This window comes from Escherichia sp. WS568 (genome assembly GCF_046486085.1).
Classification (GTDB): domain Bacteria; phylum Pseudomonadota; class Gammaproteobacteria; order Enterobacterales; family Enterobacteriaceae; genus Escherichia; species Escherichia coli.
This window is the reverse complement of record NZ_JBJQMC010000009.1, coordinates 92,063-110,245: the sequence shown is the minus strand read 5'-3', so window position 1 is coordinate 110,245 and position 18,183 is coordinate 92,063. Positions and strand designations below refer to the sequence as shown.

The following is an 18,183-nucleotide window of genomic DNA, read 5'->3' as shown; positions in this document are numbered from 1 at the left end:
TGTCGGCCCGCATTATTCAGGCACTTTCGCGAATGGGTTCGATTTCATTCAGCGTATCAATTAACGGTTGCGGCTTACCAATAAGATAACCCTGCATATAATCGATCCCCAAAGAGAACACCGCCTCGCGGATCTCTTCGTTTTCAACGTACTCTGCCACTACCCGCATTTTCTTCATTCGCGCCAGGTGGCAAATCGACGCCACTATCTGATAATCCAGACTATTTGACACAATATTGCGGATAAAACTGCCGTCAATTTTAAGCAAATCGGCATTCACATTTTTAAGCCGCGCATAGCTGGCATAGCCGGTGCCGAAATCATCAATCGCAATCTGGCAGCCTAATTCCTGAAGATGCTGCAAGGTGATTTGCGCCTGCTTAACATTGGTCAGAGCATTACTTTCGGTGACTTCAAAAATAAGTTGCCACGCTTCAATTTGATATTTAGCCAGCAGCTGACTGACTTCAACGGGAAAACGCGCCTGACATACCGAGGTTGGCGACAGATTAATCGCAAAACGGTGAGCGGGCATCTTCGCTCTGTTTTCAGCCATAAATTGCAGCGTATGCTCAATGACCCACATGTCGATACTCGACGATAAACCAAATTCGTGCGCGACCGGCAAGAAGCTGTCGGGGCTGATCAGTTCATCATTCTCACCTTTCATGCGCAGAAGAATTTCATGGTAGACATCACCACGCATACCGGTAATCGGCTGGGCCATCAGGAAAAAATGGTTGTGTTCCAGCGCCTGCTGTAGCCGATTCATCATCGCGACTTTATCTTTCAATTCGCGTTGCAAATACATTGCCCCGCGACGCTGCATATTTTCCGGGGCGTTGGTCACGATGGAAAGCTCGGCGACCGTATTTAGCTCTCCCAGCAGCAGGTAGATATGATTCACTGGCGAGCGCACATAGCAGTAACTGACGCCAATCTGCGGTTGCATCGGCATTCCATCCCAAAAGAAACGAAATTGCTTGAGATGGCTATCCAGTTCGGTAATGCGCTCCTGGTGCGATTCTGTATTCAGTCGCAGCGCGAGATCGTTACCCGAAAGCTGATAAACATCTTCACCCGGTTCCAGCAAGGGTGACAGCCAGTGAGAAAGTTTTTGCTTGTATTGAATCCGTAGCATGATGCCATAGTTCTTAACCAGCATTTCCATGCCAGGGATGCGTAAATAACAAAGCGCAGACCAGGGGGCATCACGCAACGCGCGATTCAGGGCGCGAACATTTGGCAGATGAACCACCGGGTCCACATACGCAAGCCGCTGAATGCGTCTGACTACCGCTCGCTGACGGGTTGCCAGTACAGCCATATAATTGACAATAAAAGAGAATACCAGATAACTGGAGGAGGTTATGGTCAGTTGCGTGGTATAGCCAGGATAAATGGGAATGTAATTTTGATAGCTGTGGATGCTGATCATCAACACGACCGCCCAGAGCAGCGAAATCAGCTTATAACCATAGCGCATCGCTCCCCACATCATCAGGGGCAGCAATAATGACAAGGTATAGTTGGTGCTAAAAATTGTGCTTTTTTCATTTAACGGCATGCATAACAGCAGCAGTAAAGCACCTAATGCCAGTAGCCAGAGTGCGAACTCTTTTTTGGTGACTTTGACATCAACCTGCTGTTTTAATTGCGAATAATAACTGCGTAAATAAAACGGATTTCGCACTACACGAATGATGAAGTAGCACAGCGGGACACCAATCAGATTGCCCACCAGTAAGGCCTGATAATTGATTAAGGTCCCGAGGTTAAAAGGCATGACGCCGACCAGATTTTCTCTGCTCGCCAGTAATCCTACAAACGCAGCAAACTGGAAAAGTATCAGAAACAGCGTTGCAGGAAACACAATCTGCCAGAATATACGCTGGGAAATTAAACGGGTATCACCATGTGAAACGTTGTTACGCCGGGGAGTAAAGACCCTGTAACCGCCCCAACAGAGAATGATAATGATAATAAAATTAGCCGTTAATGAGAGCGTTTCGTAAAAACCCAGCTCTGCATATTTGCGGACAAAAATCCCTAAGGCGATCCCTGGCAATGCCGCCCAGCTGAAAAACATCATCATGCTGATCATCAGAGCCAGAGGCAGATAAAAGAGAAAAACCTCACCGGAAGAAATATGCGCGAAAGTATTAATGTGGGCGAAAATGGGCAAGATTAAAGAAGGCAGGAACAGCGGAAGCCCCCACCATTTATCACGTATTTTTATATAAGTTGCATTCAGTTTCATAGATGCTCAGCAGAATCCCCCACATCCTGAAGGAGGTGTATTCAGACAGGCATCCCACCTGACTTCGAATGATGATTATTCATCACTATAGAGAGCATTGATTCTAAGTGTCATATGAAAGTTCCAATTGATATATATCAAACAAAATAACCCTGATTAATGAATTATTACGTTTATCATGTTAATTCATCATTATTACATCATCATTGTAAATAATTAAATTAACTTCCATAACATTAAAATATGTATCCACTGACGCTTTTTTACATAACGAAGAATTGACCATTTTGTCCTGTTGTGCCTTAATGTAAGTACTGTCCACAGCGTGGGACATACTTCAAGGAACCTTTTGTGAGTCAGGCAACCAGTATGCGAAAACGACACCGATTTAACAGTCGCATGACCCGTATCGTACTGCTCATCAGCTTTATCTTCTTCTTTGGCCGTTTTATCTACTCGTCCGTCGGTGCATGGCAGCACCATCAGAGCAAAAAAGAAGCTCAGCAATCCACACTCTCCGTCGAATCACCGGTACAACGTTAGCGGTTACCTTCTCCACTTTCACAGAACATAACGGCACCTCGCTGTCGGATGCTTTTGCTCTTTGGGATTATCAAAGCGGCAGATATTCTTTCATCTTAAATTTTACGTCTTTGTCCTGACTGATGTTTATCCTGTTTGGCTGCGAAATAAATATAAAATTAATACATATATTTTAATGATGTATTTTTATAAATTATTTCCCACATGAATTTTAATAAATTTAATCTATTCCTTTATACGCAATACATTTACTTTCCTCTTTTGATGATCTTAAATGTCTTATTTTTCGTAATGTGTATAACAAGGAATAGTGATGAAATTTAAAAAATGTCTTCTGCCTGTGGCAATGTTAGCGTCATTCACTCTGGCAGGATGCCAGTCAAATGCTGATGATCATGCCGCCGATGTTTATCAAACCGATCAACTGAATACCAAACAAGAAACTAAAACCGTTAATATTATTTCCATTCTTCCCGCAAAAGTTGCCGTAGACAACTCCCAAAATAAACGAAACGCACAAGCCTTCGGCGCACTTATTGGTGCAGTCGCTGGCGGTGTAATCGGCCACAACGTGGGGTCTGGCAGCAATTCCGGAACGACGGCAGGTGCAGTTGGCGGCGGAGCTGTTGGCGCGGCAGCGGGTTCTATGGTGAATGATAAAACCTTAGTGGAAGGTGTTTCTCTAACGTATAAGGAAGGCACCAAAGTGTATACCTCCACCCAGGTGGGTAAAGAGTGCCAGTTTACGACAGGTTTAGCCGTTGTTATTACCACGACGTATAACGAAACGCGTATTCAGCCAAATACCAAATGTCCTGAAAAGAGCTAATAATCAGGAGGAGTCATGAAGAAAGTTTTTCTTTGCGCCATCTTAGCCTCCTTAAGCTATCCGGCTATCGCCTCATCATTGCAGGATCAACTCTCTGCTGTCGCAGAAGCGGAACAGCAAGGTAAAAATGAAGAGCAAAGGCAGCATGACGAATGGGTCGCGGAGCGCAACAGGGAAATCCAGCAAGAGAAGCAACGTCGCGCAAACGCCCAGGCCGCGGCTAATAAAAGAGCGGCAACGGCAGCAGCGAATAAGAAAGCTCGTCAGGATAAACTGGACGCCGAAGCCACTGCGGACAAAAAACGCGATCAAAGTTATGAAGATGAGCTACGCAGCTTAGAGATTCAGAAACAAAAACTGGCGCTGGCGAAAGAAGAAGCCCGCGTTAAGCGAGAAAACGAATTTATCGATCAGGAACTGAAGCACAAAGCTGCGCAAACCGATGTGGTGCAATCTGAAGCTGACGCAAACAGAAATATGACTGAAGGCGGTCGCGATCTGATGAAAAGCGTGGGCAAAGCAGAAGAGAACAAATCGGACAGCTGGTTTAACTAAGCGATGTCAGTAACTTCAAGCCTATGATTCGTGAGTATAAAAAACCCTCTGTAGTAACAGAGGGTTTTGTTCATTCATAGTGCAGGGATCAAAATCATTCCCACTCAATGGTAGCTGGCGGCTTGCCGCTGATGTCATACACCACGCGGGAAATACCGTTCACTTCATTGATAATGCGGTTGGAAACGCGACCGAGGAAATCGTACGGCAGATGCGCCCAGTGTGCGGTCATAAAGTCGATGGTTTCGACAGCACGCAGAGAGACAACCCAGTCATACTTACGACCATCGCCCATTACGCCAACGGAACGTACCGGCAGGAAGACGGTGAACGCCTGGCTGACTTTGTCGTACAGGTCCGCTTTACGCAGTTCTTCAATGAAGATGGCGTCAGCACGGCGCAGCAGGTCACAATACTCTTTCTTCACTTCACCCAGAACACGAACGCCAAGGCCTGGTCCCGGGAACGGGTGACGGTACAGCATGTCGTACGGCAGGCCCAGCTCCAGACCAATCTTACGCACTTCGTCTTTGAACAGCTCTTTCAGCGGTTCAACCAGGCCCATCTTCATCTCTTTCGGCAGGCCGCCCACGTTGTGGTGAGATTTGATGACGTGTGCTTTACCGGTTGCAGATGCGGCAGATTCAATAACGTCAGGGTAGATAGTGCCCTGCGCCAGCCACTTCACGTCTTCCAGTTTCAGTGCTTCTTCATCGAATACTTCAACGAAAACGCGCCCGATGATTTTACGTTTTGCTTCCGGATCGTTTTCGCCGGCCAACGCTGACAGGAAGCGATCTTCTGCCGGAACGTGAACAATGTTCAGACCAAAGTGATCGCCAAACATATCCAGAACCTGCTCTGCTTCGTTGAGACGCAGCAGGCCGTTATCGACGAATACGCAAGTCAGATTTTTACCGATAGCGCGGTGCAGCAGCATTGCGGTCACGGAGGAATCCACGCCACCAGAGAGGCCGAGGATGACTTTATCGTCGCCTACCTGCTCGCGGATACGGGCTACAGCATCGTCGATAATTTTCGCTGGCGTCCACAGGGCTTCACACTGGCAGATATCACGCACAAAACGCTCCAGCATGCGCATACCCTGGCGGGTGTGAGTCACTTCCGGGTGGAACTGTACGCCATAGAAGCGTTTTTCTTCGTTAGCCATAATGGCAAACGGGCAGCTTTCGGTGCTGGCTACGGTGACGAAGTCGGACGGGATAGCGGTAACTTTATCGCCGTGGCTCATCCAGACATCGAGCAGAGGTTTACCGTCTGCGGTCAGCGCATCTTCGATACCGCGAACTAGTGCGCTGTCGTTTACGACTTCAACCTGCGCGTAGCCAAATTCACGTTCGTTAGAGGCTTCAACGTGACCGCCCAACTGCATCGCCATGGTCTGCATGCCATAGCAAACGCCGAATACCGGTACGCCTGCTTCAAAGACATACTGCGGCGCACGCGGGCTGTTTTCTTCGGTGGTGCTTTCCGGGCCGCCGGAAAGAATAATGCCGCTTGGATTGAAGTCACGAATTTGTGCTTCTGTCACATCCCACGCCCACAGTTCGCAGTAAACGCCCAGCTCACGCACGCGGCGCGCAACCAGTTGAGTATACTGGGAACCGAAGTCCAGAATGAGGATGCGATGCTTATGAATGTTTTCCGTCATTGACGCTTATTCCGAGGCAAGTGAAACAGATAATATAAATCGCCCGACATGAAGTCGGGCGAAGAGAATCAGGAGCCCAGACGGTAGTTCGGGGACTCTTTAGTAATGGTCACGTCGTGAACGTGGCTTTCCTGAATGCCCGCACCGCTGATACGTACAAACTCCGCTTTAGTACGCAGTTCGTCGATAGTACCACAGCCGGTCAGGCCCATACAGGAGCGCAGGCCGCCCATCTGCTGGTGAATGATCTCTTTCAGGCGACCTTTATAGGCCACGCGACCTTCGATACCTTCCGGCACCAGTTTGTCGGCAGCGTTGTCGCTCTGGAAGTAACGGTCAGAAGAACCTTTGGACATCGCGCCCAGGGAACCCATACCACGGTAAGATTTGTAAGAACGGCCCTGGTAGAGTTCAATTTCACCCGGAGATTCTTCAGTACCTGCCAGCATGGAACCCACCATTACCGCGCTTGCGCCAGCGGCGATAGCTTTGGCGATGTCGCCGGAGAAACGAATACCACCGTCAGCGATAACCGGAATTCCGGTGCCTTCCAGGGCTTCTACTGCGTCAGCAACGGCGGTGATCTGCGGAACACCGACGCCAGTAACAATGCGGGTAGTACAAATAGAACCAGGGCCGATACCCACTTTAACGGCACTGCAACCGGCTTCTGCCAGCGCGCGGGCACCTGCTGCTGTTGCCACGTTGCCGCCGATGATTTGCAGGTCAGGATATTTAGCGCGAGTTTCACGGATACGCTGCAGAACACCTTCAGAGTGACCGTGAGAGGAGTCGATCAGCAGAACGTCAACGCCTGCGGCAACCAGCGCATCAACACGCTCTTCGTTACCCGCACCCGCGCCAACCGCTGCACCTACACGCAGACGGCCTTGTTCGTCTTTACACGCGTTCGGTTTACGTTCCGCTTTCTGGAAGTCCTTCACAGTGATCATGCCGATCAGGTGGAATTCGTCATCAACCACCAGCGCCTTTTCAACGCGTTTTTCGTGCATTTTTGCCAGCACCACTTCACGGGCTTCGCCTTCACGCACGGTTACCAGACGCTCTTTCGGCGTCATGTAAACGCTAACCGGTTGATTCAGATCGGTCACAAAACGCACGTCACGACCGGTGATGATGCCGACCAGTTCGTTTTCTTCGGTAACCACCGGGTAGCCCGCAAAGCCGTTACGCTCGGTCAGTTCTTTCACTTCACGCAGGGTGGTTGTCGGCAGCACGGTCTGCGGATCAGTTACCACGCCAGATTCGTGTTTTTTCACACGGCGAACTTCTTCTGCCTGGCGTTCAATGGACATGTTTTTGTGGATAAAGCCGATACCGCCTTCCTGAGCCAGAGCAATAGCCAGGCGCGCTTCCGTTACGGTATCCATTGCTGCGGAAAGCATAGGGATATTCAGACGAATAGTTTTCGTCAGCTGGGTGCTGAGGTCAGCAGTATTCGGCAGAACGGTAGAATGAGCAGGAACGAGGAGAACGTCGTCAAACGTCAGAGCTTCTTTAGCGATACGTAGCATGGGCAATATCTCGACCAGAGTGGTTAATAAATATTGCCGCGGCATTATACAGAGCGTAACCGATTGCATCTACCCCTTTTTGCAAAAAATGCTTGCTATCCCCGGAGGGCGGGTTACTATCGACTGAATAACCTGCTGATTTAGAATTTGATCTCGCTCACATGTTACCTTCTCAATCCCCTGCAATTTTTACCGTTAGTCGCCTGAATCAAACGGTTCGTCTGCTGCTTGAGCATGAGATGGGACAGGTGTGGATCAGCGGCGAAATCTCTAATTTCACACAACCAGCTTCCGGTCACTGGTATTTTACGCTCAAAGACGACACCGCCCAGGTGCGCTGTGCGATGTTCCGCAACAGCAACCGTCGGGTGACCTTTCGCCCGCAGCACGGACAACAAGTTTTAGTGCGCGCCAATATTACACTCTATGAACCGCGCGGCGATTATCAGATTATAGTCGAGAGTATGCAGCCTGCCGGTGAAGGGTTGCTGCAACAGAAGTACGAACAGCTTAAAGCGAAGTTGCAGGCTGAAGGTTTGTTCGATCTGCAATACAAAAATTCACTCCCCTCCCCTGCGCATTGCGTTGGTGTGATCACCTCAAAAACCGGTGCTGCGCTACATGATATTTTGCATGTGTTAAAACGTCGCGATCCGTCTTTGCCGGTGATCATCTACCCCACCGCCGTTCAGGGCGATGACGCGCCGGGGCAAATTGTTCGCGCCATTGAACTGGCGAATCAGCGCAACGAGTGTGACGTATTAATCGTCGGGCGCGGCGGCGGTTCGCTGGAAGATTTATGGAGTTTTAACGACGAACGCGTAGCGCGGGCGATTTTTGCCAGCCGCATTCCGGTAGTGAGTGCCGTCGGGCATGAGACGGATGTGACGATTGCCGACTTTGTTGCTGATCTGCGTGCGCCAACGCCGTCTGCCGCCGCTGAAGTAGTGAGCCGCAATCAGCAAGAATTACTGCGCCAGGTGCAATCGGCCCGTCAACGGCTGGAGATGGCGATGGATTATTATCTCGCCAACCGCACGCGTCGTTTTACGCAGATCCATCATCGCTTGCAGCAGCAGCATCCACAGCTCCGGCTGGCACGCCAACAAACCATGCTTGAACGCCTGCAAAAACGGATGAGCTTTGCGCTGGAAAATCAGCTTAAGCGTGCCGGGCAACACCAGCAGCGATTAACACAGCGGCTGAATCAGCAAAATCCACAGCCGAAGATTCATCGCGCGCAAACGCGCATTCAGCAACTGGAATATCGTTTAGCAGAAACCCTGCGCGCACAGCTTAGCGCCACGCGTGAACGTTTCGGTAATGCAGTAACGCATCTCGAAGCGGTGAGTCCGCTGTCCACACTCGCTCGCGGTTATAGCGTTACCAGCGCCGCTGATGGCGCGGTGTTAAAACAGGTTAAGCAGGTGAAAGTGGGTGAGACACTGACCACTCGCCTGGGCGATGGCGTAGTGATCAGTGAAGTGAGTGCGGTGACGAAAAGCCGCAAGCCACGTAAAAAAGCCTGATAGCGCGTTGCGTATCAGGCTTTCGGAACCTCATATTGACAAGGTGGATAAGGTTACTGGAAGCAGGTTGCAAACCCCGGCGTTTTCGCAGGCTGAATGCCACAGTTGAGACTGCCAGAGCCTTCATCAACACCACAATAGAACGACCCAGCCTTATCAGTAGATAAATACGGGAAGCTTATCGAGGACGGCCATCCCAATGTGCTAAAGCCGGAGTGTAATGTTTGTAATTCGGCACTGCTCGGCACGTTATTCATACTGCCACACTGCTGCGCGACATCCCATTTAGAGGAATCCATAACATGCGCCAGTGCCCAGGTTTCATTATTTACATCAGGCGTTGCTGCTGCGGTAGCGCCTGACGGCAACTCCGATTTTAATAGCGGGCGATGCAGCGTCTTGCCACTTACCGTGGCGGTATCCGCCATATGACCCCAGAAATACGCCGTGGCGACATTCGGGCTGGTCGGCACGGTGAAAATCGTGTCCAGCGTCGCCGTTATGGTGGCGTTATCCGTCAGCGTCACCGTCAACGGCGTTTTATATCCTGGCGTATTATCCTGACGAACGGTAAAGCTTGCCGTACCGTCCGCTCCCGTGACTCCGTCGATGGTATTTCCACTGTCAGCCAACGTGACTGCCGCACCGGATGAAGGTTGCACAGTCAAATCGTCCATCGCATCCACATCGCCATACAGCGTCGCCCCGCTGTTACGCGGCACGGCCTCACCGCGTTTTAGGATAAAAGCGATATTCGGCACCGGCTTCCCGGCGCTGTCTTTTACGGTAACGACAATGGGCGCGGCGTCGCCTTTTTTCACCGTCGCCGCCTGTGTGGCGTCATCCAGCGCCGTTGATGTCAGCGTGACGCTGGAAACGCTCGCACGCGGGTTAACCAGGCAGGCCTGATGAGCGGGATTATATTGGCCTCTCGAACCATTTACCAGGCTGACGGCCTGCGGATTACTGCCCCCTTCCCAGTTATCCACCGCCCACCATGCATACTGCGTAGGCCAGCCAATTTGCGCGGTAATCGTGTTTCCTGGATAACGTGTATAGAGCGCTTCTAAATCATCGCTCAATGGTCGACGCGCCGCTTCACAAGGGCTGAGATTGCTGTCAGCCCTCTGCGTTGCGTTAAACACTGGCCAGGCTTCATTGCTATTCGTTATCTGACTTACCCCGGATGTCGACGGCAGCTCTTTCCACAGTTTAGGGCGCTCAAAGACAGCACCGTTTTCCGCCGTGACGGTATCCGGCATATGGCCCCAGTAAGTTGCTAATGCGGCATCCGGGCTGGTGAGGACGGTAAAAATCAGATCCAGAGTAGATACCTTTGCCGTGTCACGGGCCAGGATGGCGTTAAAGGGGATTGCCAGGCCGACAGTATCAGGCTGTTCAACATTGAATGTCGCCGTACCATCGCTACCGGTGAAACCAAGCCATTGTGTACCATTTGAAACCAGCGGGAATGTCGCCGACACGGGCGTCAGTTCCGTCAACTTTATTTCATTCGCTGGCGTCCCCACGATTGTTCCTGAACGGCTCAACGCTGAATCACGTTTGAGCGTCACCGCTTCGCCCGCCAACGGGTTGCCATCACGATCTTTTACCGTTACCACAATCGGTATTGAGTTACCTTTTTTCGCTGACGCGCTGGGACGGCCGCCATTGCTGGTGGTTCTGGCGTCATCCTGTGCGGATGACGTCAATGTTACGCTGACGCCGGCCGGATGCGGCTGTGCCAGGCAAAGCATCAACGCACTGGTTGTCCCCTTCTGCGTAATGGTTCCGTCTTTCAGGCTGATGAGTTGATAAGTCCACGACGTTCCACTCAGCATGACCATATCATAGGCCCACCAGTTACCTGCATATACGGGTAACCCCAGGTCGGTCATTAGCGTGCCGTTCGGGTGATCACTATACAAATCCAACAGCTCATTACTGCGCGGTTGATTTTCGAGCGGGCAATCTGTCGATGTTAAATTTTGCGCGTTGCTCATATATGACCAAACTTCGCCGTTAGAGCTAATCGATGAGCCTGAGCTGGTTTCTGCTTTCAGCAGCGGTCGTTTGAAGGTGACGCCCGTCGAGCTGGTAAAGGTGTCCGGCATATGCCCCCAGAATTTCGCACTCGGCGAATCCGGGCTGGTGATCACCGTATAGATAACATCCAGCGTGGCGGCTTTCGTCGTATCACGCGCCAGCGTCACGGTTAACGGCGTCGCCAGCCCGGTCGTCGCATTCTGACTCACCTCAAAGGTCGCTTTGCCATCGCTGCCCGTCGTGCCGATCAGTTTTGCTCCACTTGCTGCCAACACACTATTTGTATTCGCGGGTACCAATGCCGTTACGGTAAGGTCGTCCGCACTCGTGTTAACGGTTGCTTTCGAGCGATCCAGCGTCGTTTCACGCGTGAGGGTAAACTCAGCATATGGCATCGGGTTCCCGGCGCTATCACGCACGGTCACCGTCAACGGAATCGTCTCGCCTTTCTTCGCTACGGCGCTCGGTCGTCCACCATTACTGGCCGATTTTGCTGCGTCCTGCGCCGTTGAAGTAAGCTCTATTGTGGCTGCTTCCGTATGTGGTTCTACCAGACACATCACGATCGCCGTATAGCTGGACGATGCCTGCATCAACTGACCATTAACAGGTGAAAATGCCTGATTAGTCCAGTTGCCAGAAACCATCATCATGTCGTAGGCCCACCAATACCCGGCAGACGTCGGCAAGCCGAGCACCGATCCTAACTGGCCGTTAGGGTAATCCGCATACAACCCCTGCATGTCATTCACCAGCGGTTGATACGTCTCATCACACCCGGCCTTGCTGGCATCCACTTTCTCCGCCGCTGTCAGGCGCGACCAGACTTCATTATTGACCGTTATGGCCGTACCGCCAGAGAGTTCAGCTTTGAGGGAAGGCCGCTTGAAGGTGACGCCTTCGCTACTGGTAAAGGTTTCCGCCATATGGCCCCAGTTGGCCGCCAGCGGCGTATCCGGGCTGGTGATGACGGTAAAGATCACCGGCAAGGTGTCCGACGACACGCCGGTATCGTTCAACAGGGCATAAAAGTCGGTTCTTAACCCGGTGGACGCATCCTGTCGGAGCGTCATCGTGGTGGTTCCGTCTGGCCCGGTTACGCCATACAGGGTGGTTGTTGCACTGGTATCCACCGTCGTACCCACCTCCGTCGTGACCGACACTTTCTGCGATGACGACACATTTTGACGATTGATCGAGTTCGCGTGTTTCAGGGCAAACGGCGTATTGCCGACGAAATTGCCCTGCGCATCTTTAGTCGAAATGCGGATCGGCACGCTATCGCCTTTCTGCACTTTGACAGCGCTAAGCGTGCTGTCAATGCTGACAAATTGCGCAGGATCCACGGCCTCCAGCGTAATCTGGCTGGCAGCCGTCAACGGCGTTGTACGGCAGGTTTGCAGTACACCCGTGTTCGTCGTGATTTGCGAGGCTGCGCCAGAATCCAGTTGCACCACATTGTAGTAACGGCTCCCCGTTTGCGTGTCACTTGGGGTATTGGTGAGATAGGTCGCTTTTACCGGCCATCCCTGTACCGTACTCATTGCATTACCACTATTAGCGTCATACAACGCTTGCAGGCCTGCCAACGTTGGCATATACGCAACGCCGCAGCCGCTTACAGAAGGATCTGTCGACTGATTCCAGGTGAATCGTACCCAGCTTTCCCCGTTCTCTGAACTGATTTGTCGCCCGCCAGTGTTGGCCAGCTCTGCCAGCAACAGTGGGCGTTTATAGACTGAACCATCGGAGGCCGCCACCGTTTCGGCCATATGTCCCCAAAAATTCGCTTTTGGCGAATCCGGGCTGGTCACGACGGTAAAGACCACCGGTAGCGTTGCCTTGACGCTGCTGGACGTATCCAGTTTTGCCGTGAGATCGGTTCTTAACCCGGTACTGTTATCCTGTTTCAGGGTCAATGTCGTTGACCCGTCGGCACCGGTCACGCCGTAAATGGTTTCACTTGTCGACTGGAAATTATTTCGCGTATTGCCCCAGGCATCCGTCACCGTCAACGAGCCCACGCTCATCGTCGCTGATGCATTAGCCCGACTCACGCTGTTGGCACGCGTCAGGATAAATGCCGTATTGCCCACCAGGTTGCCTTGTGCATCTTTGGTGGTGACGCGCACCACGGATTCTTCGCCTTTTTTCGCTTTTACCACGTTATAGGTGGTATCCAGCGTCGCCGGATCTGCCGCTTCCAGCAGGATTTGGCTCACCGTGGTTACCGGTGTAGTCTGACAGGTCAGCAGTTGCAGCGCCGTTGATGACACTGCCGCACTCGTGCCATTGCTGAGATCGACCGCCTTGTAGTTACGCTGCTCCATGCTGCCATTGTCGGACGTGTTGGACAAATAGCGCGTTGCCACCGGCCAGCCCTGCACGGTTTTCATGGTGTTGCCCGCATTATTAGCAAACAGTGACGTCAGACCGGCCTGAGTCGGAATATAGTTGGTTCCACAGCCACTATACGTCGTGGAAGAGCTCGCATAATTAATGTTAAACAACGCCCAGTTTTCGTTGTCTTCAAGCGTTGATGTTCGCCCAGTCTGACTGCTCAGTTCCTTCAGTAACCGCGGGCGTTTAAAGACCGTACCGTCCTCAGCCGTCACCGTTTCCGGCATATGCCCCCACATTTTCGCCTGGCTGCTATCCGGGCTGGTAACCACCGTAAAGATCGTGTCCAGGCTGTCTTTTTTCGTCGCATCGGAGTAAAGCGTTGCCGTCAGCGCCGTTTTGGTGCCGTGGGTATCCGGACGGGTAATATTAAGAATTTTGCTGCCGTCACTGCCGGTCATGGCGGTATACACCGTTGCGGTGTCATTCAACGTTGTTTCATCGGCCAGCCCGCCATTGACCACCACCGGCGCCACCAGCGCATCGCCGCTACCGGCAATATGTTTTTCGCCGCTACGGGTATAGCCATCACCGCGACTGAGGGTAAATGGCATATCCGCTAACGCGTTGCCCTGTGCATCTTTTACCGTCACCTTAACCTGTAGCGTTTCGCCTTTTTTCAGCGTTGCCGCGTTATTCCCGGCATTCCATTGCGCTTTATCAACCACCTCCAGCGTAATGCTGCTGGCAGGTTTGTTCGCCGTCGTCAGGCAACTGACGTAAACCGGCGTATCGCCGCCGATAGCTTGTGCGCCATCGTTCAGCGCTATCGTGAAAAAGTGCGGCGTCACATCCGCCGGAGAGCTGCTCCAGTAGGGCTGACGCTGCGTTGGCCAGCCGTGCGTCGTTTGCACTGCATTACCACTGTTGGCGCTATACAACGCGCTTAGCTGGGAGCGACGCGGCAGCATATTGGTGCCGCAGCCGCCTTTGCTGGTACTGGACGTATTGGCCTGGCTCACGCGCGCCCAGATTTCGTTATTTTCAGTCAGGGTTCCGTCCGGGCTGGCGATTTCCGCCGCCAGCCTAGGCCGGGTAAAGGTTGATGAATCAACGGTAATCGTTTCATCCATATGGCCCCACATCTGCGCGCCGGAAACGTCCGGGCTGGTTGGGGTAGTAAAAATAACGCTGTAGTTAACGGTATTCGGCAGGTAGGAATTTACCGGTGTTACGCTCAGCACCGTTTTTAGCCCGACGCCCTGTGGTTGCTTAATCTCGACCGTCGCCACGCCCCGGACATCGGTTGTTCCCGCATAAACCATCGATGGCTGTGATGTACCATATTGCGAGTTATCCATCGTGATTGAGCCGCTACTCGGGTCATCAAACCCGCTCACCTGTCCCGCTCGGTTATATCCCATACCTTTGGTAATGGTGAATGCGCTAAAGGGTACCGGGGAATTATTTAGCGCGTTAATCGTACGCACGGTCATTACGATGGTGTCACCCACTTTGGCTTGCGCTTGGGTGCCAACAGACACATCATGATCGGTGCTGACTTCAACATTCGCTACCATCTCATTACCCGAACAGGAGAGGTAATTCTGCTTAAAGCCGGAATAGCTGTCGACGCTCCCGTTCCCCAGATTCACCGATGAATGCGTTTCTTGCTCCACCGCGCTTAGGTAGCTCTGTTGTGCGGTAGGCCAGCCATACTCAGTGCCAATCGCGTTACCGGGATGGGCTGAAAACAGGCTTTCCAGTGAGCTCTGACGCGGTATATGACCCACCCCGCATTCCGCCTGCATACTGGTGTTTTGATCGTACAACGCCCAGTCTTCGTTGTTTTCCCGCACTGTTCCCAGTTCATGCTCGGTTTCATCCGCCAGCAACGGGCGTTTATACAGACTGCCGGACTCAATAATGCCGCGCATATGGCCCCACATCCGCGCTTTGTCGCTGTCCGGGCTGGTGATTACGGTAAAAATCACATCTTTGGCATCCGTGGCGTTAAAATCGCTGCGCATTTTCGCCGTGATATGGGTTTTCACCCCCGCGCCGCCGGGCTGGCTCAGGGTGAGCGAAGCCTGGCCGTTGGCGTCGGTCATGCCTTCATAGGTATGTGCGTCGACCTGGCGAAAATTACTGCCGCCAGTAATCTGCACCGGATGGGCTTCCCAGGCGGAGTCGGTTTGATTCTTACGGTTAACGCCGTCATCCAGATGCAGCGAGAAGTAATAATACGCCAGCGGTTGATCGTTGTTTTTATTGTCGGTGATCGTCAGACGCATCGTGGCATCCTCACCCACCTTCGCTTTCATCGCCTGTGCCGTATCATCATAGTTTTCTGGCGTAAGGACGATTTTCGGTTCGACGTCAGGCGCGGGTTTGTCCACGCAGCTTACAAGAAACGTGGTGCTATCCGGCTTTTGCGCTTCAGCACGGTTAGAGACATCCGCTGCATGGTGCTGCCCGGTAGTGCCCGCCAGCGATGTCCAGTAATAATCATCCTGCATCGGCCAGCCAAGGACAGTCTGTACCGTGGAGGGAATCACCGTCGCCAGTGCGCCGAAATGGCGCATGCCCGGCAGCACGGTGCAATGGCTGTCTGCCCCGCTCCAGGTGAAAGTGGACCAGGTTTCGTTGTGATCGACGACCGTGGCATTTTCATTGCTGACTTCCGCCGCCAGTTTTGGCCTGCTGAACGTGTAGCCGTGTGCCTCAACCGTTTCCGCCATATGGCCCCACATCGTGGCCTGCGCCACGTCCGGGCTGGTAAGTACGGTAAAAATCACCGCCGTTTCGCTGGTTTGCGCAATGCCGGAAATACTCGCCACCAGCGGCGTTTTGACGCCGGGGCCGTTAGGTTGGGTCACCGTGATGGTTGCCGTACCGTTGGCATCCGATGTGCCACGATACTCGGTTGCCGTCGTCGTTAACTCGGTACTCCCCAGCACCACCGGCGCGGTATTATTCACCGCGCCCTGACGGTTTTGGGCATCTTTACGTTTGATAATAAACGGAATATTACCCGCGACGTTGCCCTGACAATCTTTGGTGGTGACGGTCAGCGTGATAGTGCCACCAACGGTGGTTTTTGCCGCCGCGATCGTTTCGTTATAACCACTGGCGCTCACCGAAATTAAATCGCCCTGTGCGGGCGCGATGTTCAGCGTCACTTTCTGTTCAGCCAGCGCCACCGTCCCCTCATAGGGATAACCGGTCGAGGTCAGCAGGTAAAGCAGTGGAATGGTTTGTTGTGTATCTATCTGCGGCCAGGCCACCAGCGAACGCCCGGCCAGACCTTGCGCGCAAAAGCTGCGGTTGGCGATGGGCTGCGGGTTGAGCGGCGTATCCGGCGTGGCGGCATCCGCCCACACCAGACTGACGGTCGGCGGCGTCTGGTTTTCCCAGCGCAGCGCAGGTGGTGTGGAAAACTGGTCGCCTTCACTGTCCTGAGGATTAGCGACTATCAGGTTAGCAGCGTCATCGTCAACGCTAAATTCATTCGGTTTAGCAGAAAACGCCACATCATGAGATGCAGCAGGATCAAGCTGAACGCTTCCCTGATAAACGGGTACGCTAGCGCTATCGGCAATAGGAACTGTACCGTTAAACTCGCCTGTAGAACCAGGATATGTCTGCCATTCCACTCCTGCCCGTGCAAAGTCAGACAGCATAAAGGCTGCCAACATGCCCAGAAGCACAATGATTTTTCCTGGTTTCAGACATACCGACATGTAGAAAACTCCAGCATGATAAACAAAACGTCAACCCGTTTTGCTTAACGCGTCGCTAAGCAAAACAGGCGGAAAACAGCATTCCCATACGGGAATGCTGTTGTGCGCATTAGTGGTGTTTGTAAATGATAGACAGCGTATAGCCCTGAACGCCGTCGCCGTTTGCCGGGATTGCAAGGCCGGTCTTACCATTACGGTCACTACCGTTAAGGCTGGTTCTTGCTTGTTCGTTAGTTTGCGGAATAACAATGTCATTGTTATCGAAGCTGGCGTTGGCAATACCGCCCGCCGCCGCAAGTTGTTTACTGTTACCGTTAAAGACCCACGCAAAGTCGTAGTTAGCGGTAACGTCCACATCCGTACCCGCATCGTACTTACCATTCTGGTTTTCATCCGAGTACAGTTTGGCCACATACGTTTTGTTAAGCGCAATGGCTGTATTACCACCGATAAGGTTGGTACTGGTGCCTTTCTCGAAGATGGCAACTTTCAGGTTCTGGTTCACAACCGGGCCAGGATCAACATTATCCGTATCGCTGCCGCCACCGCTGGCCGTTGAAATATCCAGCAGAGTCAGCGATGTTCCCTGGAAAGGATTACCGGTCTGGGTGATGGGCTGGATTTCAACACCGATATAACGCCCACGTTCGTCATCAGTGAGTTTATAACTCGTCTTGCCTGCCGCTGCGGTCAGCTCCGTTTTACCGCCACCCGCATTATCGCTGTAACTGTACCATTTGATAGTGGCTGTCGTTTTCGCATCAATACCGTCTGGACCATCGTCGATATCCCCTTCGGTATCGCCGATATCCCACCCCAACGTGATGGTATCTCCTGAGTAAAGGCGTTTATCCGTCTCGCTACCTGAAGGACGAGTACCTTTACCATCAGACGTTACTTTGATGTGATCCGCATCATCCGAGTTAATCGTGGCATTCCCACCCTCGCGATAAAGCCAGGGTATGGTCCCTTCGAATTCAGCGGTCGTCCCACTGGCTACCCAGGCGGCATCTTCCGCCATAGCGGCTGGCACGGCACAGTATCCAGCCAGCATCAGTGCCAGCGCGACTCTTGTCAGGCCACGTTTCATATGAGGTTTCATAAACACTCTCCTTGGTTAACATTCAGCGG

10 protein-coding genes are annotated in these 18,183 nt (G+C 52.4%); 4 read left to right on the top strand and 6 right to left on the bottom strand.

Features of this window, described 5'->3' with window-relative positions; translation table 11 throughout:
* Positions 1-16: 16 nt before the first annotated feature.
* Entirely contained in the window at positions 17-2,260 is a 2,244-nt protein-coding gene (pdeF, locus tag ACJHWR_RS12375; RefSeq protein WP_000772740.1) for a cyclic-guanylate-specific phosphodiesterase PdeF, read from the bottom strand.
* A 181-nt stretch (positions 2,261-2,441) separates the two neighbouring features.
* On the bottom strand, positions 2,442-2,594 hold the full coding sequence (locus ACJHWR_RS12370; protein ID WP_000017565.1) for a hypothetical protein: 153 nt from the start codon (positions 2,592-2,594) through the stop codon (positions 2,442-2,444).
* Positions 2,595-2,611: 17 nt separating this feature from the next.
* Here ACJHWR_RS12370 and ACJHWR_RS12365 point away from each other — a divergent pair, with 17 nt between their 5' ends.
* The 3 genes from ACJHWR_RS12365 to ACJHWR_RS12355 all read left to right on the top strand — a co-directional run bounded on the left by ACJHWR_RS12365 (position 2,612) and on the right by ACJHWR_RS12355 (position 4,187).
* The gene (locus ACJHWR_RS12365; RefSeq protein ID WP_000076001.1) at positions 2,612-2,803 is read left to right on the top strand and encodes a YfgG family protein; all 192 of its coding nucleotides are present in this window, start codon (positions 2,612-2,614) and stop codon (positions 2,801-2,803) included.
* A gap of 310 nt (positions 2,804-3,113) precedes the next feature.
* Positions 3,114-3,632, top strand: coding sequence for a glycine zipper 2TM domain-containing protein (locus ACJHWR_RS12360; protein ID WP_001295476.1), 519 nt, complete (start codon positions 3,114-3,116; stop codon positions 3,630-3,632).
* Between the two features lie 15 nt (positions 3,633-3,647).
* Complete coding sequence (locus tag ACJHWR_RS12355) at positions 3,648-4,187, top strand: DUF5384 family protein (protein ID WP_000755178.1); 540 nt, start codon at positions 3,648-3,650, stop codon at positions 4,185-4,187.
* Positions 4,188-4,281: 94 nt separating this feature from the next.
* On the opposite strand, the gene guaA is transcribed toward ACJHWR_RS12355, so the two are convergent.
* Entirely contained in the window at positions 4,282-5,859 is a 1,578-nt protein-coding gene (gene guaA, locus ACJHWR_RS12350) for a glutamine-hydrolyzing GMP synthase (RefSeq protein WP_000138282.1), read from the bottom strand.
* A 68-nt stretch (positions 5,860-5,927) separates the two neighbouring features.
* Entirely contained in the window at positions 5,928-7,394 is a 1,467-nt protein-coding gene (gene guaB, locus ACJHWR_RS12345; protein ID WP_001299507.1) for an IMP dehydrogenase, read from the bottom strand.
* A gap of 161 nt (positions 7,395-7,555) precedes the next feature.
* On the opposite strand from guaB, the gene xseA reads away from it, so the two are divergent.
* Positions 7,556-8,923, top strand: a complete 1,368-nt coding sequence (gene xseA, locus ACJHWR_RS12340; RefSeq protein WP_000937902.1) for an exodeoxyribonuclease VII large subunit — start codon at positions 7,556-7,558, stop codon at positions 8,921-8,923.
* Between the two features lie 53 nt (positions 8,924-8,976).
* On the opposite strand, the gene ACJHWR_RS12335 is transcribed toward xseA, so the two are convergent.
* Complete coding sequence (locus ACJHWR_RS12335) at positions 8,977-17,052, bottom strand: adhesion domain-containing protein (RefSeq protein WP_410226699.1); 8,076 nt, start codon at positions 17,050-17,052, stop codon at positions 8,977-8,979.
* Positions 17,053-17,161: 109 nt separating this feature from the next.
* Positions 17,162-18,154, bottom strand: a complete 993-nt coding sequence (locus tag ACJHWR_RS12330) for a SinI family autotransporter-associated protein (protein WP_000802332.1) — start codon at positions 18,152-18,154, stop codon at positions 17,162-17,164.
* Positions 18,155-18,183 lie beyond the last annotated feature (29 nt).